Below are 17,632 nucleotides of genomic sequence, written 5' to 3'. Positions count from 1 at the left end.
TTGACTGGCTATTGATCTTTTTAGCGCGCGCAAAGAATATGTAAAAGTAAGATAAGATCAAGGCGGCTATGATCCGCAGGCAGACTGGCATGACCAAAATCAAGAATATGGAAGAGTTCGCGGCGCTCAGCGGAATCTCGCGGCCCACGGTGTCCAAATACTTCCACGATCCCGATAGCGTTCGCCCAACGACAAGGGCGCGTATCGAAGAAGCGCTGGAGCGGTTTGACTACCGCCCGAACATCTATGCCGTGAACCAAAACCGTAAACTGACCAAGAATATCGGCATTGTCGTGCCCTATCTGGCTGATCCGTTCTTTGCTGAAATCGCTCGTTATCTTGAACAAAGCTGTATCGCGGCCGGGTATCGTCCGTTCCTTTTCAGCGCTCACGGCGAACAAAAGCTGGAAAACGAAATCCTGGACGGCTTGCAATCCCTGAAACCTGCAGGCGTGTTGTTGGCGCCTTTGGGACGCATCTCAGACAAGTCAGTGATCGAGAAATTCTGCGCCAGTGTGCCGACGGTTCTGTTCGACAGTAACCTCGACGGTTTGGGTGCGGCGTTTATCGGGTCCGACAATTTCAGCTTTGTGTCTCAGACCGTGGAATACATGACCCGCACGGGCGAGCCGCCCTCGTTCTTCGAAATGCGGACACCTGCAAACCCCAACGCCAACAAGCGGCGCAAGGCCTATGTCGAGGTGATGGAGCGTTTGGGTTTTGAACCGCATGTGATCAAAATCGAAGGCACTGGCTGGGCTTTTGAGGAGATTGGTCGACAGGGTGCGCTCAAGGTTTTGGATGAACGCAAGTTACGCACAGATTCGGTTTTGTGCAGCAATGACCGATTGGCGATCGGCTTCCTGGCGGCGTGTTTTGAGCAAGGGATTCGCGTCGGGCGGAAAGCCGATTGTACGCTGCGGGTGGCCTCGAACGACGATCATCCCTTTGCAAAGTTCACTTGCCCCTCACTGACAACCGCGGCGCATGACTATGACAATGTGGCGGCCCGAAGTGTCGAAACGCTTTTCGAACTCATTGAAAACGGAGGGAAATTTGAGAAGCGGACGGAAACCCTCTTCCCGGCACGATTAGTTCTCAGGGAATCCGCATAGCGCCAAAAATTAACGCGCGTAAAGTTTTTATTGACGCCGCGACAAATCTTGAACTAGTCTTTCTGCACAGCATCCAAGCTCAGGGAGGACAGGGATGTACTTGAAACACGCACTTCGTGCGGCGACAGCTTTGACGTTCGTCGCGACGGCCGCGGCCCACGCACAATCCATCACGATCGCCACAGTAAACAACGGCGACATGATCCGGATGCAGGGCTATACCGACAAATTCACCGAAGCGACGGGTATCGACGTCGAGTGGGTGACGCTGGAAGAAAACGTACTGCGCCAGCGCGTGACCACTGACATCACCACAAAAGGTGGTCAGTTCGACATCATGACCATTGGTATGTACGAGACCCCAATTTGGGGCGCAAATGGCTGGCTGGTGCCTCTGGACGGTCTGTCCGAAGAGTACGACGTCGGCGACATTTTGCCCGCGATGTCGGGCGGTCTGAGCCATGACGGAACGCTGTATGCAGCACCGTTTTACGGCGAAAGCTCGATGATCATGTACCGTACTGACCTGATGGAAAAGGCGGGCATGGAAATGCCTGAGGCGCCAAGCTGGCAATTCATCAAAGAGGCAGCGGCGGCGATGACCGACAGAGACGCCGACATCAACGGAATCTGCCTGCGCGGCAAAGCCGGTTGGGGTGAAGGCGGCGCGTTCATCACAGCGATGTCCAACTCCTTCGGCGCGCGCTGGTTCGACGAAGATTGGAAGCCCCAGTTCGATCAGCCCGAATGGTCTGACACGCTGAACTTCTACGTTGAAATGATGACGGAATCCGGTCCGGCAGGCTATGCTACCAACGGGTTTAATGAGAACCTGTCATTGTTCCAGCAAGGCAAATGCGGCATGTGGATCGACGCCACTGTTGCGGCGTCATTCGTGACCAACCCGGACGACTCGACCGTCGCGGACAGCGTTGGTTTTGCGCTGGCACCCGACACCGGATTGGGCAAACGCTCCAATTGGCTTTGGGCTTGGGCACTGGCCATTCCGGCCGGTACACAGCAAGAAGACGCAGCCAAGCAGTTCATCGAATGGGCAACGTCTAAAGACTATATTGAGCTAGTTGCTGAAAACGAAGGTTGGGCAAACGTACCGCCGGGCGCGCGCTCCTCTTTGTATGAGAACCCGGAATACCAGAAGGTTCCGTTTGCCAAGATGACGCTGGACTCGATCCTGTCCGCTGATCCAAACAACCCAACGGTCAAACCTGTCCCATATGTTGGTATCCAGTTCGCTGCGATCCCAGAGTTCGCGGGTATCGCGACACAGGTCAGCCAAGAGTTCTCGGCAGTCTATGCCGGACAGCAAACGGTTGAGGAAGCACTTGCCAAAGCGCAGGCCTTCACCGCCGAAGAAATGGAAGCCGCAGGGTACTGAGGCATCCTCCCATGCGGGCGGGCAGAGAGCTGCCCCCCGCTCACCCCTTCCACAACCCATATTTTTCTCGCAGGCTAAGTTACGCCTGAACAGAGAGGGTTTGCGTAATGGCTACTCAACACTCCCGATCCGTCGCGCGCCTGATGATGGCACCCGCAGTGGTCCTGCTGCTTGGCTGGATGCTCGTGCCCCTGACGATGACGCTGTATTTTTCCTTCAAGAAATATCTGCCTCTGCGTGGCGGTGATCTGGGCTGGGTCGGCTTCGACAACTACGTCCGGTTCGTATCGTCCAGCTCCTTCTGGCCAGCGGTTCAGGCAACGCTTGTGATCGTCGGAGGAGTTCTGGTCATAACCGTTATCCTGGGCATCCTTTTGGCGATGCTTCTGGATCAACCGATGTGGGGCCAAGGGGTTGTCCGCATCCTCGTGATCGCGCCCTTCTTTGTCATGCCAACCGTGTCTGCATTGGTCTGGAAGAACATGTTCATGGATCCGGTAAACGGCCTGTTGGCACATCTGTGGCGCTTTTTCGGGGCCGAGCCGATCTCATGGCTGTCCGAGGCGTCGATGACCTCGATCATCATGATCGTTTCTTGGCAGTGGCTGCCTTTTGCTACCCTCATCCTGCTGACCGCAATCCAGTCGCTGGACAGCGAGCAGCTTGAAGCGGCCGAGATGGATGGCGCACCGGTCCTTAAGCGGTTCTACCACATCATCCTGCCGCATCTGAGCCGCGCGATCACCATCGTGATCCTGATCCAGACAATCTTCCTTTTGTCGATCTTCGCCGAGATTTTCGTGACCACCGGCGGCGCATTCGGCACCCGTACACTCACCTACCTGATCTTCCAGCGTGTGCTGGAGAGCCAGAATGTTGGCCTCGGATCCGCCGGAGGTGTCTACGCAATCATCTTAGCCAACATCGTTGCGATCTTCCTGATGCGCATCGTCGGCAAGAACCTGGACGCGTGAGGAGGTAAGACCATGGCCCGCACCGTCACAACTCGCCGTAAGTCGCTGAATACCGCCCTCGCCTGGGCCGTTGGTTTGCTGATCTTTTTCCCGATCCTCTGGACCATCCTGACCAGCTTCAAGACTGAGGCACAGGCGATCGCCAGCCCACCGCTATTCCTGAACTTCAACTGGACGCTGGAGAACTATGCAATCGTGCAGGAACGGTCCGACTATATGCGGTTCCTATGGAATTCGGTCATCATAGCCGGGGGTTCGACTATTCTCGGCGTTATCATCGCCGTCCCTGCCGCATGGGCAATGGCATTTGTTCCGTCCAAGCGCACCAAGGACATCCTGCTGTGGATGCTGTCCACCAAGATGTTGCCTGCGGTCGGCGTTCTCTACCCGATCTACCTGTTGTTCATCCGACTGGGCCTGCTGGACACGCGCGGAGGGCTGGTCGTCGTGCTGATGCTCATCAACCTGCCGATCATTGTCTGGATGCTCTACACCTATTTCCGCGAAATTCCCGGTGAGATCCTGGAAGCTGCGCGAATGGACGGGGCGACGTTGAAAGAAGAAATCCTCTACGTCCTGACACCGATGGCCATCCCCGGCATCGCTTCGACCGTGCTGCTGAACTTCATCCTGGCGTGGAACGAGGCATTCTGGACCCTCAACCTGACCGCAGTCGACGCGGCACCTCTAACGGCCTTCATCGCCAGCTATTCCAGCCCCGAAGGCTTGTTCTTTGCCAAGCTCAGCGCGGCCTCGACGATGGCGATTGCGCCAATCCTGATCCTTGGCTGGTTCAGCCAGAAACAACTTGTCCGCGGCCTGACCTTCGGCGCTGTGAAATAAGGAACACGACACATGGGACGTATTCAACTCAAGTCCGTGACCAAAAGCTTCGGCGACGTACAGGTCATTCCACCGCTGGACCTGACCATCGAAGATGGCGAGTTCACCGTTTTCGTCGGCCCCTCGGGCTGCGGAAAATCCACCCTGCTGCGTCTGATCGCTGGGTTGGAGGATATCACCTCGGGCTCTATCGACATTGACGGCGCGGATGCCACCGATGTCCCGCCCGCGAAACGAGGGCTGGCGATGGTTTTCCAGTCTTATGCGCTCTACCCCCATATGACCGTGCGCAAGAACATCGCCTTTCCCTTGCGGATGGCGAAGCTGGATCAGGCCGAGATCGACAAACGCGTCGAAGGTGCCGCCAACGTCCTGAACCTGACCGACTATCTCGACCGCCGCCCCGGACAGCTGTCCGGCGGGCAGCGTCAACGCGTCGCCATTGGGCGCGCTATCGTGCGCGAACCGGCGGCGTTTCTGTTCGACGAACCTCTGTCGAACCTTGACGCGGCACTGCGCGTTGGTATGCGGTTGGAGATCAGCGAGCTGCACGAACGCCTGGCGACCACCATGATCTACGTGACCCACGATCAGGTTGAAGCCATGACCATGGCTGACAAGATTGTCGTCCTCCAGGCCGGAGTGATCGAACAGGTCGGCAGCCCGTTGGAGCTGTATCGCACACCGCGCAACCTGTTTGTCGCAGGCTTTATCGGTTCCCCCAAGATGAACTTCATCGAGGGCGAAGAGGCCGCAAAACATGGTGCTAAAACCATCGGCATCCGCCCGGAACACATCGCTGTTTCGGAAACTGAAGGCGAATGGTCCGGGGTTGTCAGCGTCTCAGAGCATTTGGGTTCGGACACATTCTTCCACGTCCACGACACCGGACTGGCCGAGACGATCACGGTTCGCGCCGATGGCGAGGTTGGGTTCCGCCACGGGGATCGTATTCACCTGACGCCACGGGCCGACGTCATCCACCGCTTCGACGAAAAAGGACTGCGGATCGAATGACTCGTCTGAATGGCAAAATCGCTCTGATCACCGGGGCCGCGCGCGGCATCGGGCTGGCCTTTGCCAAATCCTATGTCGCGGAAGGCGCACGTGTTGCCATCGCAGATATCGACATCGAACGCGCCCAACAGGCCGCAGCCGAGATCGGCGCGTCCGCCATGGCCGTCGAAATGGACGTGACAAACCAGCAGAGTATCGACGACGCCATTGCCCACACGGCATCGCATTTCGGCCCGATCGACATCCTGATCAACAACGCGGCGATCTTCACCGCCGCCCCGATTGTCGAGATTGAACGCGCAGAATACGAGCGCGTCTTTGAAATCAACGTCGCCGGTGCCTTGTTCACCATGCAGGCCGTCGCGCACCATATGATTGCGCATGGCACCAAAGGCCGGATCATCAATATGGCCTCGCAAGCCGGGCGGCGCGGTGAGCCTCTGGTCGCCGTGTATTGCGCCAGCAAGGCCGCGATCATCTCTCTAACCCAATCTGCGGGCCTGAACCTGATCTCGCACGGGATCAACGTGAACGCGATAGCTCCGGGCGTAGTGGATGGCGAACATTGGGACGGCGTCGATGCATTCTTTGCCAAACACGAAGGTAAACCGCCGGGACAGAAGAAACGCGAAGTGGCCGCTGCCGTTCCCTATGGCCGCATGGGCCGGGCCGAAGACCTGACGGGGATGGCGGTGTTTCTCGCCTCGGACGAGGCAAAATACATCGTTGCACAAACCTACAATGTCGATGGTGGGAATTGGATGAGTTGATGAACCCAGTGGCACACTCAAACCCTCTGATCCAGCTGCAGCAAGACAGGCTTGCAGATCTCCCAGCGACTGTCAGCACCCCTAATTATCGGCGTTCAGAGCTGACGCCGGGCATTGTTCATATCGGTCTTGGAAATTTCCACCGCGCCCACCAAGCGTGGTACATTCATCAGCTCTTGCAGCAGGGCCAAGCCTACGATTGGGGCATTATCGGAGCCGGAGTGCGCAGCTATGACGCCGAGATGCGCGAGAGGCTGCTGGCGCAGGACTGCCTGACCACGTTGATTGAGTTGGATCCACAAGGAATATCCGCAGAGGTCATAGGCCCGATGATCGACTATCTGCCGATTGAAGCAGGTAACGCAGCACTCATCCGCCGGATGGCGGATCCGTCTATCCGAATTGTTTCCCTGACTGTAACCGAGGGCGGCTATTTTCTGGATGCCAACACCGGCGTGTTCAACTTGGATCATGAAGACATAAGGTACGACGCGAAGAACCCGCTCCAGCCACGCACAGTATTCGGTGCGATGGTCGCGGCATACAGGCAAAGGCGTGAGAATGGTTTGGAACCGTTTACCGCGCTTAGCTGCGACAATCTTCAGGGCAACGGCGCAATACTAAAAACCTGCATTGTTGGTTTGGCGCGTCTGGTCGACACGGACCTGGCCGACTGGATCGCCCAAAAGGGCGCATTCCCGAACTCGATGGTGGATTGCATCGTGCCCGCGACGACTGAGCAGGTTGTTTCGCAATGTCGGGCGCTTGGAATTGACGATCGCGCTCCGGTCTCGCATGAGAATTTTCGGCAATGGGTCGTCGAAGATGATTTCTGTGCCGGGCGGCCGCCCCTTGAACAAGCTGGGGTAACGATGACCCACGATGTTCACGGATATGAAATGATGAAATTGCGCATCCTGAACGGAGGTCATCAGCTGCTTGCCAATATTGGGGAAATTCTGAAGGTACCGACAATTTCGGACTGCATGCAGGATCCGGACATCGTAGCGTTTTTCAAGAAGGTTCAGACAGAAGAGATTTTGCCCTATGTCGAAGCCGTTCCAGGCACCTCGGCAACTGAATATCTTGGATTGGTTGAAAAGCGATTTGCAAACAGCACCATCCGCGACACGACACGTCGCGTGGCATTTGATGGGTCTTCACGACATCCCGGGTTCTTGCTGCCCTCGTTACGCGATGCCATTGCCTCAGGCCGATCTCTGACTGGTTTGGCATTGGCCGAAGCGTTCTGGTGCCGGATGTGCGCAGGCGTTCGCGAAGACGTTTCGGAAATTGCGCCAAACGACCCCCAATGGGAGCATTTGCAAAACACCGCTCGGGCCTCCAAGGCCGACCCGAAAATGTGGATCGAGCAACGCCAATATTATGGGGAGCTAGCTGGCAACGCGCAATTTGTCGAAGCTTTCAACGCCTGGCTGACCACAATCTGGCAAGATGGTTGCCGGGCAGCGGCATCCGAGTATGTCACCTCATAGGCAAAGCGACACTAATCGCGCCGCGCAATGGGCGTAAACTTCCCTAGCCCTCATTGAGCGGAAACATAGTCGCACTCAGTTCAATTCGGCCAGAAAGGAGTCGGCCTTTTCCAGATGCTTCTCTTTTGTTACCAGCGACATCCTATCGCCTGTGCGACACATCATGGCCCAACGCGGGTTTTTTGAAAGCGTGTCTTTGTGTTTGAAAATGAAGCGCCAATACAAGCCGTCCCAAGTCTCGGCCCATTCGCCTTTGCCCCAATGGCTCATCTTCCGAATGTAGTTTGATCCGGAAAAATAAGGCTTGGTCGTGATCAGCCCGCCATCTGCGTTTTGACTCATTGCATAAACATTTGGAACCATGACCCAATCGTAGCTGTCCACGAACATTTCCATGAACCACAGGTACACGTCGTCTGGTTTGATTTCACACAAGAACATAAACCCGCCTAGAACCATCAGCCTTTCGATGTGGTGGCAGTAGCCTGTATGCAGGATCCGTCTGATCGTATCGTCAATCGGGTCTATCCCTGTTGTGCCGTCATAGAAGGACGAAGGCATTGGTCGGTTGTGACGCCAATGATTGGTTGTACGCATTCGTACGCCCAAGTCCTCATAGGTGGCACGCATGAACTCTCTCCAACCTATGATCTGACGGATAAACCCCTCTACAGAGTTGAGTGGCGTCTTCTTGCGCTGGGCATGGTCCAGAGTCGCGTCAATGACTTGCTGTGGCGTGATCAAGCCAATGTTCAGTGCAGGTGTAAGGACGGCATGCCAAAGCCAGCTTTCGCCTTCAACAATCGCATCCTCAAAGTCACCGAACTGCTCGAAACGCCGTTCCAAAAACTGGTGCAGCCACGCTAGAGCATCAGCGTGCGAAGTTGGATAGTAGAGGGTATCGAGATGTCCGCGCGCGTCGGGAAATTCAGACAGAACATCGTCTTTCGCCGCTTGGTCCATACTGTCGTGCTGCGGCCAGTCGATCCAAGGCAAGCTTTGTAGCAGGGCTTTTGGAACCTTTTTGCGATTGTCTTCGTCGAAACTCCACTGGCCGCCCAAGGGCTGATCGTTCTCAAGCAAAATGTTCAATCGGCGTCGCTGGCTTTTGTAGTATTCCGCCATAAACCAACGTTTGCGGCCGGCAGACCAGGCCTGATTGCTGGCACGTGTGTTCAGAAAGCCGGGCGAAGGTAGGAATTCAATCGCAATTCCTGTTGCTTTCGATGCCTCACTCAAACGCTTTTCAACGACTGAATCGACGGGATCAGCCATCACGACCCGAGAAATCTGATCCAGAGAAAGCCGTTCGAACAAATGCAGGCAAGCTTTGGTAGAGCGCTCATACTCAAAGAGGTCAACATCAAAGCCCTTGATCTCGAGCTTTTGGCGATACCTGGCCATGCTCGCCCTATGGAGCCAGAGCTTCTGCTTGTGCATTTTGGCGGGATACTGTGGGTCTCCGAAGAACAACGGATCTTCAAACAAGATCACCTTTTGCAGCGGCATCTCAAATGCGGGGTGTTCTGCAAAAATTTGATTTGGAAGCACAATTGCGGCGTATGTCACGGCGTTTTCCCGGTTTTGTTTACACGGCTAGCGGGTCAGATTCAGGGCCCGCATTATGGACGGGATCTTCTTCTTGAAGCCAAAGAACCCTGCTTTGGCGTGTGGCCACGTGTGCGCATCATAAGGGCGCCAGATACGATGCAGATGAATGCCGGCCTCGTTCAGCTGTGGTTCGGCACGGTCCAAGCGCACCCGTGTCGGACCGATAGGACAATAGGGTGTGAAAATCGTATCAACTTTGTCTGTTTGGGCCGCCTTGATCAGGTGCTCGGTCCAATCGTCCTTGGCCTGTCCAATCTCTCCAAACGGCGAAAGTGCGCTATTCACTGCGTGTTCGACAAAAGCTAATGGCAAGTCACCGACCTGACCAGGCGAACGACCATCTGTGGCCAGCAGACCGACCACACCTGTGGGGCGAAGTGATGTGATATCTGCTGCGGACATGTCTTCCTCTGTCACCAGGAGCAGATACGGCTTTGAGAAGGGTTTTTCTGACTGCGGGCGGATTTCGATGCGCGGATGATCTGTTGCTTCAACCAGTGGCTTAGCGACGTTGGCCAAGCCTTGGGGCTGAAACCGCCCATCGGTGTATTTCGCGATATTGTCGGCGCGCGCGAGATAGGTTTTTCCCTTTGTGTGGAGACCCGCCACCCAACGCCAACTCAGGGTATTTGACGCCGGATCGCCGTCGACAAGGTGGCGCATGAAGACATCTGCGCCCAGTTCCCAAGGGAGTCTGAGCGTGAAAATCCAAATGGAGGCCACCCACATCCTCACGTGGTTATGAAGATACCCCGTCGCGTTTAACTCGCGCATCCAGTGATCAAAACATTCGATACCAGTACGGCCTGACACAGCATCCCGATACGCCGCATTCAATGCTGTATCGCCTTCCAAACGCTCCAATTGCGCCAGCAAGTTTCTTTGGTAGCTAAACCAAACACTTGGACGTTGCTCCAACCATCCTTTGAAATACGTGCGCCAAAACACTTCGTGAATGAACTTGTCGGCAACCTTTTCGCCATGAGCGGACAGAACGCGTGACAGAACCTCTTCCTCAGTTACCAAGCGGTGTCGCAGCCAGGGCGAGAGGGTGGATACGTTGCCGCGCCGATCGGGGCCAAAGTCATAGTTTCGACTTTGCGCATATTCGCGTCCAGCGCGGGGCAAAAATTGCTCCAGACGCCTCAGGCCTGCGTCGCGCGTAGATTCAAACCGCAGCTGTTCAAAAGCCTTATCCACCACAGGAACTTCCAAAGTCATGCAGCAGCCTTGCAGCGTTTCGAGCAGTATTTGACATCATCCCAGACCTTCTCCCATTTCTTACGCCACACGAAGGGACGTTGGCAGATGGGACAGATCTTTTGCGGTAAATCCGCCTTCTTGCGCATTTTCACGTGAGGTCTCCGAACGGTAGGTCAAGTTGAACTGCACTCCGCAGTGTTCTGGTTTTTCTTTTACGAGAGCGTTCAGTCTTTCGGCTTGCATGTTTGGAGGCGATTGCGTGCGCTCGATCGCGAAATTCGGGCCCGCGCCTCACCGCCCAAACCTTTTCTCGCGCAGCCTTTGCCGCCGCCAGATGGTCAAACACGCGCATAGGATATTTTCGGTCAAGAACCGCGTCTGCATTGTCCGCGTTCCATGGGTCATGCAGATGTGCATCCGGTATCTCTGCCAGTTCTGGCACCCACCGACGAATGAATATGCCGTTCGGATCCTGATCCCGGCCTTGTTTTACGGGGTTGTAAATACGGATGGTGTTGATGCCGGTTGTGCCAGATTGCATCTGGACCTGACTCCAATGGATACCGGGCTCATAGTCGGTGAACATCCTGGCCAGATGCAGGCCCGGTGAACGCCAATGCAGCCACAAATGATAGCTCGCAACTGCCATCAACATGGCTCGCATGCGGAAATTCAACCAACCTGTCGCGCGCAGAGATCGCATGCAGGCGTCCAAGAAAGGATACCCTGTCTCACCTGTTGACCAGGCTTGCAAAAGCGCCGCGTCCGGTTCCTTGGGGCGCAAGCCATCATAGAGCGGGTGAAGGTTTTCGAACTCTATTTGCGGTTCGTCCTCCAGCTTTTGAATGAAATGACAATGCCAGTGCAAACGCGCTGAAAAGGATCGCATCGATTTCTGCCATTTCCCTGCGCCCACGGGAAGCGAGCGACGGGCATTTTCCGTCTGTTGCGCAATTTCGCGAACAGAGATTGCGCCCCATGCAATATAGGGAGACAGCCGCGAACATGCCGTCGCGCCACTCAAGGGACTGGACATTGCACGTTGGTAGTCAATGCTCCTGTTGTTCAGAAAGCTGTTCAAAAGCCCCAGCCCCACTTTACGCCCACCCTTTTGCCGACCCGTACATACGGCCCCTGCAAGGCCAAGATCTTTGCTGCTTGGGAGCGCGCCAAGCTCTATGGGCAATGGCGCAAGCTGCGGTGCCTTTTCTGTAGGTTGCGACATCTGCACGTCCCAATGGTTCGCCCAGCCGTCTCGTGACTTCAGTCGGCGGATAACACCTTGGTTCTGAATCTCATGCCAAGGGACACCCGCGTCGCGACACCAGGCAGCGACATCTTGATCCCTGCGATAGGTCCAATCGTTGCCCGTCTCCTCGTGAGACCATAAGGCCTCCAGAAATCCCTTTTTTTTCAGCTCCTTAAGTGTCTCAATCACTGTCCCGATACGAACGGCGAGTGGCTGCCCCAACTGAGCGGTTGCCTCCCGCAATTCCGCAAGTGTTTCAGAAACAAAACTCCATTGCCGTTCTGAGGCATCAGGCTGCAGCCACAGTTCAGGTTCAACAACATATAGCGGCAACACGGGGCCAACTCTGGCCGCGCGTGCCAAGGCCGCATGATCCAAAACACGGAGATCTCGCTTGAACCAGACGACTTGCAAATCCGTACACCTCACCCAAGCCATTCTTTGAGTGATTACGCGTCATGGAATGCAACGGATCAGAAAAAGTGCTGATTTTGCAGAATGATCGCGACGTCTTTGCCTGCATGTCGGCGACTGCAGGTAGTGTCCGTTACTGCGCTTTTTCTCGGTTTAGTTGCTGGCAATAACGCGCAAAAAAAATCGCTCACGGCCAGACATCGAAGGACGGCTTAGTCCCCGTCCGCAACCTAACCTACTCCACAGTCTTGCGGTTGTAACGAATGTCAGTTTTGACCGGCCGTATTGCAGCGACGAGGTTGTTGGCCTACGGCGGAAGAAGGCCGCACGTAGCGGCCTACGGATCAGCCAATTCTCCCCAGTTTTCTTTGTCCGCCAAATAGCAGTCAGTTGAGAACGTCCGCTATTGCACCAATCAGGTTCAGAACTTCGTTCGTCCGTCGATCTACCTCGTAGACATAGTTTCCGGCCCGCACGTAGTATCCGTTTCTTTTCAGACCATATCTGTAGGGATCGTTGATGCGCACATAGCCATCATAGATGTAATCCCCAGCCCGGTATCGTTTGACTTGTCCGGGGGGGACGCACGGAACTGCTTTTTTGGCCAAGCCCGGCGGGCAATGTCCTGCTTTTGATTTCACTAAAACAGGCTGCATAGCATTGTGCGACCCAACAGTCTTTCTAAGATCAAGAGACTGGACGTCAAAACTCGCACTCGCAACCGGCCCGGTTTGCATTGCGAACACCATCGCTGTGATTGCTAAAGCCGTTTTCATCCTTTTGTCTCCTTTGACTGCATCTTCCATCTATGATCCCTGTCGGGATTTGGCCAATGCAATGGGCGAAGACTGGCTTACCGCTGAAGTCTTCCGCTGTGACGCTATGATTCGCTGGCACGACAGACTCAGCTAACGACCTTTCAAACCGTCAAATTAGAATGGGGTAATTGAAGGGGCGCACGGCCGGACAAATCGTTTGTTCTTATTTCGTAAACAACATTAACCGAACGTGAACAGTGTATTCGCAGTGGGTTCAAACAACTTTAGGCATACTGACTTAGTTGGATCGAACGAGACATATATCGTTTGACGAAAACAAGGGGAACAAAATGGTCAAGCCTGCCTTTATGACTGAAGATCGCAGCACTGAAATTGCGATGCGGACCTCTAGCGAATCTGCTGAAGAGCGCCTGCAAACCACGATGAATTCGAGCAATAGCCGCTTCCCTCCTATTGAAAATGCACTGACAGAGATCATAAAAAACAAGCGGCTATCCGAGGCTCACCAGAACTTCTGAAGGCAAACCAGCTGACCCCCCCGACAATTCTCGATATTCGTCCTAAACATCGGAATTGTAACATAAATCCCGTCCCAACTTGGGGCGGGATTTTCTTGCTGCGCATCGCAATCATCAAGAGTTTGCGCCTAGCAGGTCGACTGGGTTGACCTGCCAACTTGGTATTCGAAAGGCTTATCGACGCTCCCGCCTTCAGTTCATCCTGAAGTAGAGGCTGGCGATGGCCGGGAAGCCTCAAGTCACAGTCCCAGCAGGGCTTTGACCTGTTCCTCGACTGCATCGGTGACAGGCTTGTTGGCAGCAGCTTCCAGGGCCTCACGTTCAGCCAGATCTTGCTCTTCTACAAGTTCTGTCAGCTCTTCCACCTCTTCAACAGCTTCGTTGTATTCAATGGCTGCCTGTCTCTCGTCATTCAAAGTCTGGGCTTCATCAATCGAAGCGTCCAAATCAGCTTGGGCATCTTCTAGCTGTGCTTCGATATCCGGATCGCTACCACCCGCGTCCTCCAATGCCTGTTCAAGCTCTGCGACCGTGTCCCGGTTGGTTTGAACCTCACCCAATGCGACTTCCAAGTCATCCTCGATTTCTTGAACTGTCCGATCTGGTTCTTCCAGCCCCTCAAGGAGCTCCAACTGTTCTTCCAGTTCCTCGCGCAAGGGTTCTCCGGCCAGCACAGTGTCGCGGTACGTGGCAATTCGGCCAACCCTCGAATTGGGCGCAGCATTGGCGAGGGCCGTTGGACTTGCATTGGCCGCGTTCAGTGCGCCCAACTCGGACGGGTGTGCACCAAGCAGCGCAGCCATACGATTACCTTTGGTGCGGGAAACGGGACGCTTGGACTCTTCTACAATGACAGTCTGCTGACGAACCGTTTTTTGCACCTTGGCCTTCTGCGTTCGAAGGGTTGTCGTGGCAACCCTTGAGGTGGTTGCCGTTTTGCGAGTTTTGCCATTCCCGTTGAACAGATCTTTCAGAGAGAACCCGCCGCCTTTTTTCGTACCGGACCGAGCAGACTGAGACTTTGTTTTCCCTTGTCCGAATATCCCGACTCTGGTGCCGCCACGGCTTTTGTCTGCCCCGTTGCCACGGCTACCATTTCCAGCCGAGCTGTTGTCTCCGCGATCTCCCTGAGCACCGTTGCCATTGCCGCCGCTGTTTCCATTGCCACCGCCGTTGCCGTTGCCGTTTCCGCCGCCGTTACCACCACCGTTTCCGCCTCCATTGCCGTTTCCACCGCCATTGCCGCCACCATTACCGTTACCCGGCTTGGCATAAGCAAAATCAGGAGCTGCGACGGTGGCTACAATGGCCGTTGACCCCAACAAGGCAATCGCGATCGTCGAAGCTTTAAGCAGTCCGCACTTGGTGGTTTTCATTTTCAATCTCCTCAAAACCTTCAGCAACGACAATCAGCGTGCTGAGGTTGACCACAGTGTTTCGGCAGTCTGACTCGCAGTCGAATCAAAGCCCTTGCCACTGATTTAACTTGAGGTCGCTTGAACGCAGGGCTAACTGCTTGTTCATCATCGGTTCATGTCTGGCCTAGTAGTCTTCAATGAAGGTGTTTGAGGGTGTTATGCAGGCCAAAGCGTTTTTTTTGGTTGCAGCTTTGCTAACCGCCTTGTCCGGGGGACAAGCGGCGGCAGATGCACGCGAACTCAAGCAGTCTGAACTGCGCATGGCGACGTTGTCAGGCAGTGCGATACGGCTGAACCGTGTGATCAAAGGCGTGAAAAAAGCATTCGGCGGAACCCCTGTTGACGCGCGCGCATTCAAAACAGACAAGATCTACTATCGTATTCTGGTCAAAAAGCCGGGCGGAAAGATCGTCAGCGTGATCGTGAACGCCGAAACCGGCACAGTCGTCTCAAACCGCTCGAGTACCGGTCGCGAGATTTCAGAAGCCGCACGCAATTCAACCAAATCCAAAAGCAACAACGGTCAGAGTGCCTCTGCCACCCGTGGAAACAGTGCAGGTCGAAGCAATGCGGGCGGCAACGGCGGCGGCAATGGCGGTGGCAATGGCGGCGGCAATGGCGGCGGCAATGGCGGTGGCAACGGCGGTGGCAACGGCGGCGGCAATGGCGGTGGCAATGGCGGCGGCAATGGCGGCGGCAATGGCGGCGGCAATGGCGGCGGCAATGGCGGCGGCAATGGCGGCGGCAATGGCGGCGGCAATGGCGGTGGAAAAAATTAGAGTTAAGATCGCGCTGATTTAGCTGTAGTCTCTGGATATGCGAATACTCCTTGCTGAAGACGAACCCCAGCTTTGTGAGCAAGTCAAAAAGCTATTGGGTGCGGAAGGTCGCGTGGTCGACGTGGCCAACAATGGTACAGATGCCCTGCATCTGGGGTCGACTGAACCGTACGACATGATCATCCTCGACATCGGCCTGCCTGAGCGTGACGGCATTTCGGTCCTGCGCGAATGGCGCAGCGCGGGTGTCAAAACCCCGGTCTTGATCCTGACGGCCAGAGATGGCTGGAGCGAACGCGTCGACGGTCTGGATGCCGGCGCGGATGACTATATGACCAAGCCGTTCCACATGCCTGAATTGGCGGCACGGGTAAGGGCCATCTTGCGACGTCAGAGCGGTCAGTTGAACCCCGTGATAGAGATGGGTGAGGTTTCTCTGGATACGCGGAATGGTCGGGTCACCGTTGGGGGCATACCTGTCGATTTGACTGCGCAGGAGATCGCTGTTCTAACCTATCTGGCGCACAACATCGGTCGCATGGTGTCGCGTACTGAGCTGTCTGAACACATCTACGAATATGACGGCGACCGAGATTCCAACACCATTGCAGTATTTGTGACCCGCCTGCGCAAAAAACTGGGCTCCGATTTGATCACAACCGTCCGGGGTCGCGGCTATATGATTGATTCCGCCTAATGCTCTCGTTGCGCCAACGGGCCTTACTCGGAGGTATCGCTTCGGGAGCGCTGTCCGTAGGGGTCGGTACGCTGATGGTGTTTTCCTACATCAATACGCGCGTTCTGGAGCAGTTCGACGCAACGCTACAAGACCGACACACGCAGGTTGTTGTTGGCCTCAGCGCCACCACGGATGAACCTGAAACCCTGCGGCAGTTGGTATTCGATCCTGCGTATAGCACGCCATATTCGGGGCGGTATTGGCAAGTAACGGACAGTACCGGCGCAATCTATACATCCGCTTCACTCTTTGATGAAACGATCGCCGAGCCTCCGCGCGGAAACAACGAAACAATCATTTGGAACACCTCGGGTCCAGATAGCGAAGCCATTCGTAGCGTCTATCAAAAGATCACGTTCGAAGACGGAACGGAGTGGGGCGTAACTGTCGCTGAAAGCAGGAGCGAACTGATCAACGAACGCAGCGCTGCACAGAGATACCTGCTCCCGGTTTTCGGATTAGTTGGGTTGATCGGAGTGGCAAGTTCTCTTTTGTTGATGTCCGCCATTGTTGGCCCGCTCCGGAAATTGCGCGCAGATGTCGCTCATCGTTGGGATCGAGGAGATGAGCTGGCTCCCGAAGACTACCCGGAAGAGGTTTCTCCTCTGGTGGAAGATCTCAACAAACTTCTGCATCGAAACCGCGAGATCGTCTCAGGTTCGCGAAGACAAGCGGCGGATCTGGCACATGCCCTCAAGACACCGACGGCCATCTTGCGAAACGAATTGGCAGAACTCGCAGACGCCGGCGCACATACGGAACCTGCGGAAGAAGCCCTAACCCGAATTGACGCCCAGCTTAGCCGTTCACTTGCGCGCATGCGCGCATCAAACACCGGAGAGTTAACGCATTCCAGGACAGATCTTTCGAATTCGGTGGAACGACTGTCCCGGTTGTTTTCGGTGATGGCCGAACGCGAGGGGAAGACGCTTGTTTCGAATTGCGAGGCTGGTCTTCACGTTCGAATGGACCCACAGGACATCGAGGAAGTGATCGGAAACCTCCTCGACAACGCCCTCAAGTGGAGCCGGACGACATTCCAAATCACTGCGAGGCGAACGGAAAGCGGCATCGAACTTCGCGTCGAAGACGACGGGCCCGGAATCCCAGAGGAGGCCCGGCTTGAGGTCCTGCGTTCCGGCGGTCGACTCGATACGTCAGTAAGAGGAACAGGGTTGGGGCTGCCTATTTCCATTGATTTATTGGCCGCCTACGGTGGAACGCTGGAACTTGGTACATCGAAGCGCCTGGGGGGCTTGGCTTGTGTGGTGAATATTGGGCGCGGGACATATAGCCAATAGATGACCAGAG

General features: G+C 55.4%; 17 protein-coding genes and 1 pseudogene. 11 read left to right on the top strand and 7 right to left on the bottom strand.

Going from position 1 to position 17,632, the window contains the following annotated elements:
* Nucleotides 1-89: 89 nt before the first annotated feature.
* From ACR0JF_RS13940 to ACR0JF_RS13910, 7 genes are all read left to right on the top strand, one after another.
* A complete protein-coding gene (locus ACR0JF_RS13940) occupies nucleotides 90-1,115 on the top strand; it encodes a LacI family DNA-binding transcriptional regulator (protein ID WP_170661659.1) in 1,026 nt (341 codons plus the stop codon).
* Nucleotides 1,116-1,209: 94 nt separating this feature from the next.
* Nucleotides 1,210-2,511, top strand: a complete 1,302-nt coding sequence (locus tag ACR0JF_RS13935; protein WP_170471559.1) for an ABC transporter substrate-binding protein — start codon at nucleotides 1,210-1,212, stop codon at nucleotides 2,509-2,511.
* A gap of 107 nt (nucleotides 2,512-2,618) precedes the next feature.
* Entirely contained in the window at nucleotides 2,619-3,485 is an 867-nt protein-coding gene (locus ACR0JF_RS13930) for a carbohydrate ABC transporter permease (RefSeq protein WP_170375757.1), read from the top strand.
* A gap of 12 nt (nucleotides 3,486-3,497) precedes the next feature.
* On the top strand, nucleotides 3,498-4,328 hold the full coding sequence (locus tag ACR0JF_RS13925; protein WP_170661661.1) for a carbohydrate ABC transporter permease: 831 nt from the start codon (nucleotides 3,498-3,500) through the stop codon (nucleotides 4,326-4,328).
* A 12-nt stretch (nucleotides 4,329-4,340) separates the two neighbouring features.
* Nucleotides 4,341-5,345 (top strand): ABC transporter ATP-binding protein, encoded by a 1,005-nt coding sequence (locus ACR0JF_RS13920; protein WP_170661663.1) that lies wholly within the window; start codon nucleotides 4,341-4,343, stop codon nucleotides 5,343-5,345.
* Nucleotides 5,342-6,115 (top strand): L-iditol 2-dehydrogenase, encoded by a 774-nt coding sequence (locus ACR0JF_RS13915; RefSeq protein ID WP_170661665.1) that lies wholly within the window; start codon nucleotides 5,342-5,344, stop codon nucleotides 6,113-6,115. The genes ACR0JF_RS13920 and ACR0JF_RS13915 overlap by 4 nt, the downstream gene beginning before the upstream one ends.
* On the top strand, nucleotides 6,115-7,611 hold the full coding sequence (locus tag ACR0JF_RS13910) for a mannitol dehydrogenase family protein (protein ID WP_170661667.1): 1,497 nt from the start codon (nucleotides 6,115-6,117) through the stop codon (nucleotides 7,609-7,611). Before ACR0JF_RS13915 ends, ACR0JF_RS13910 begins: the two co-directional genes overlap by 1 nt.
* 75 nt (nucleotides 7,612-7,686) lie before the next feature.
* Here the strand turns inward: ACR0JF_RS13910 and ACR0JF_RS13905 are convergent, their stop codons facing one another.
* The 6 genes and pseudogenes from ACR0JF_RS13905 to ACR0JF_RS13880 form a co-directional block, all read right to left on the bottom strand.
* On the bottom strand, nucleotides 7,687-9,180 hold the full coding sequence (locus ACR0JF_RS13905) for a cryptochrome/photolyase family protein (RefSeq protein WP_170661669.1): 1,494 nt from the start codon (nucleotides 9,178-9,180) through the stop codon (nucleotides 7,687-7,689).
* Between the two features lie 27 nt (nucleotides 9,181-9,207).
* Nucleotides 9,208-10,443, bottom strand: a complete 1,236-nt coding sequence (locus ACR0JF_RS13900; RefSeq protein ID WP_170661671.1) for an FAD-binding domain-containing protein — start codon at nucleotides 10,441-10,443, stop codon at nucleotides 9,208-9,210.
* The gene (locus ACR0JF_RS13895) at nucleotides 10,440-10,571 is read right to left on the bottom strand and encodes a DUF2256 domain-containing protein (RefSeq protein ID WP_170661699.1); all 132 of its coding nucleotides are present in this window, start codon (nucleotides 10,569-10,571) and stop codon (nucleotides 10,440-10,442) included. Before ACR0JF_RS13895 ends, ACR0JF_RS13900 begins: the two co-directional genes overlap by 4 nt.
* 2 nt (nucleotides 10,572-10,573) lie before the next feature.
* Nucleotides 10,574-11,314, bottom strand: a complete 741-nt coding sequence (locus ACR0JF_RS13890) for an FAD-binding domain-containing protein (protein ID WP_480669532.1) — start codon at nucleotides 11,312-11,314, stop codon at nucleotides 10,574-10,576.
* 405 nt (nucleotides 11,315-11,719) lie between these two features.
* A pseudogene (locus tag ACR0JF_RS13885) lies at nucleotides 11,720-12,112 on the bottom strand (deoxyribodipyrimidine photo-lyase); the annotation flags it as partial.
* 362 nt (nucleotides 12,113-12,474) lie between these two features.
* A complete protein-coding gene (locus ACR0JF_RS13880; protein WP_480669519.1) occupies nucleotides 12,475-12,894 on the bottom strand; it encodes a hypothetical protein in 420 nt (139 codons plus the stop codon).
* Between the two features lie 302 nt (nucleotides 12,895-13,196).
* On the opposite strand from ACR0JF_RS13880, the gene ACR0JF_RS13875 reads away from it, so the two are divergent.
* Nucleotides 13,197-13,385: a hypothetical protein gene (locus tag ACR0JF_RS13875; RefSeq protein WP_170638051.1), complete on the top strand. Its 189-nt coding sequence runs from the start codon at nucleotides 13,197-13,199 to the stop codon at nucleotides 13,383-13,385.
* 239 nt (nucleotides 13,386-13,624) lie between these two features.
* On the opposite strand, the gene ACR0JF_RS13870 is transcribed toward ACR0JF_RS13875, so the two are convergent.
* Complete coding sequence (locus ACR0JF_RS13870; protein WP_480669518.1) at nucleotides 13,625-14,761, bottom strand: hypothetical protein; 1,137 nt, start codon at nucleotides 14,759-14,761, stop codon at nucleotides 13,625-13,627.
* Between the two features lie 179 nt (nucleotides 14,762-14,940).
* Between ACR0JF_RS13870 and ACR0JF_RS13865 the strand changes: the two genes are divergently transcribed.
* Genes ACR0JF_RS13865 through ACR0JF_RS13855 form a run of 3 tightly spaced genes read left to right on the top strand, consistent with a single transcriptional unit; the run spans nucleotide 14,941 to nucleotide 17,622 of the window.
* The gene (locus ACR0JF_RS13865; RefSeq protein WP_480669517.1) at nucleotides 14,941-15,582 is read left to right on the top strand and encodes a PepSY domain-containing protein; all 642 of its coding nucleotides are present in this window, start codon (nucleotides 14,941-14,943) and stop codon (nucleotides 15,580-15,582) included.
* A 37-nt stretch (nucleotides 15,583-15,619) separates the two neighbouring features.
* Complete coding sequence (locus tag ACR0JF_RS13860; protein WP_170375774.1) at nucleotides 15,620-16,279, top strand: response regulator transcription factor; 660 nt, start codon at nucleotides 15,620-15,622, stop codon at nucleotides 16,277-16,279.
* Entirely contained in the window at nucleotides 16,279-17,622 is a 1,344-nt protein-coding gene (locus ACR0JF_RS13855; protein WP_170661675.1) for a sensor histidine kinase, read from the top strand. Before ACR0JF_RS13860 ends, ACR0JF_RS13855 begins: the two co-directional genes overlap by 1 nt.
* Nucleotides 17,623-17,632: the final 10 nt, after the last annotated feature.

Source organism: Ruegeria sp. BG11, assembly GCF_056538565.1.
This window is presented reverse-complemented; position numbering and strand designations above follow the sequence as displayed.

Excerpts from the sequence above, each read along its gene's own strand:
- ACR0JF_RS13910 (WP_170661667.1), top strand. The coding sequence starts at position 6,115 with ATGAACCCAGTGGCACACTCAAACCCTCTGATCCAGCTGCAGCAAGAC.
- ACR0JF_RS13855 (WP_170661675.1), top strand. The coding sequence starts at position 16,279 with ATGCTCTCGTTGCGCCAACGGGCCTTACTCGGAGGTATCGCTTCGGGA.
- ACR0JF_RS13880 (WP_480669519.1), bottom strand. The coding sequence starts at position 12,894 with ATGGAAGATGCAGTCAAAGGAGACAAAAGGATGAAAACGGCTTTAGCA.
- ACR0JF_RS13915 (WP_170661665.1), top strand. The coding sequence starts at position 5,342 with ATGACTCGTCTGAATGGCAAAATCGCTCTGATCACCGGGGCCGCGCGC.
- ACR0JF_RS13870 (WP_480669518.1), bottom strand. The coding sequence starts at position 14,761 with ATGAAAACCACCAAGTGCGGACTGCTTAAAGCTTCGACGATCGCGATT.
- ACR0JF_RS13865 (WP_480669517.1), top strand. The coding sequence starts at position 14,941 with ATGAAGGTGTTTGAGGGTGTTATGCAGGCCAAAGCGTTTTTTTTGGTT.
- ACR0JF_RS13900 (WP_170661671.1), bottom strand. The coding sequence starts at position 10,443 with ATGACTTTGGAAGTTCCTGTGGTGGATAAGGCTTTTGAACAGCTGCGG.
- ACR0JF_RS13895 (WP_170661699.1), bottom strand. The coding sequence starts at position 10,571 with ATGCGCAAGAAGGCGGATTTACCGCAAAAGATCTGTCCCATCTGCCAA.
- ACR0JF_RS13935 (WP_170471559.1), top strand. The coding sequence starts at position 1,210 with ATGTACTTGAAACACGCACTTCGTGCGGCGACAGCTTTGACGTTCGTC.
- ACR0JF_RS13890 (WP_480669532.1), bottom strand. The coding sequence starts at position 11,314 with ATGCGATCCTTTTCAGCGCGTTTGCACTGGCATTGTCATTTCATTCAA.
- ACR0JF_RS13940 (WP_170661659.1), top strand. The coding sequence starts at position 90 with ATGACCAAAATCAAGAATATGGAAGAGTTCGCGGCGCTCAGCGGAATC.
- ACR0JF_RS13920 (WP_170661663.1), top strand. The coding sequence starts at position 4,341 with ATGGGACGTATTCAACTCAAGTCCGTGACCAAAAGCTTCGGCGACGTA.
- ACR0JF_RS13930 (WP_170375757.1), top strand. The coding sequence starts at position 2,619 with ATGGCTACTCAACACTCCCGATCCGTCGCGCGCCTGATGATGGCACCC.
- ACR0JF_RS13860 (WP_170375774.1), top strand. The coding sequence starts at position 15,620 with ATGCGAATACTCCTTGCTGAAGACGAACCCCAGCTTTGTGAGCAAGTC.
- ACR0JF_RS13875 (WP_170638051.1), top strand. The coding sequence starts at position 13,197 with ATGGTCAAGCCTGCCTTTATGACTGAAGATCGCAGCACTGAAATTGCG.
- ACR0JF_RS13925 (WP_170661661.1), top strand. The coding sequence starts at position 3,498 with ATGGCCCGCACCGTCACAACTCGCCGTAAGTCGCTGAATACCGCCCTC.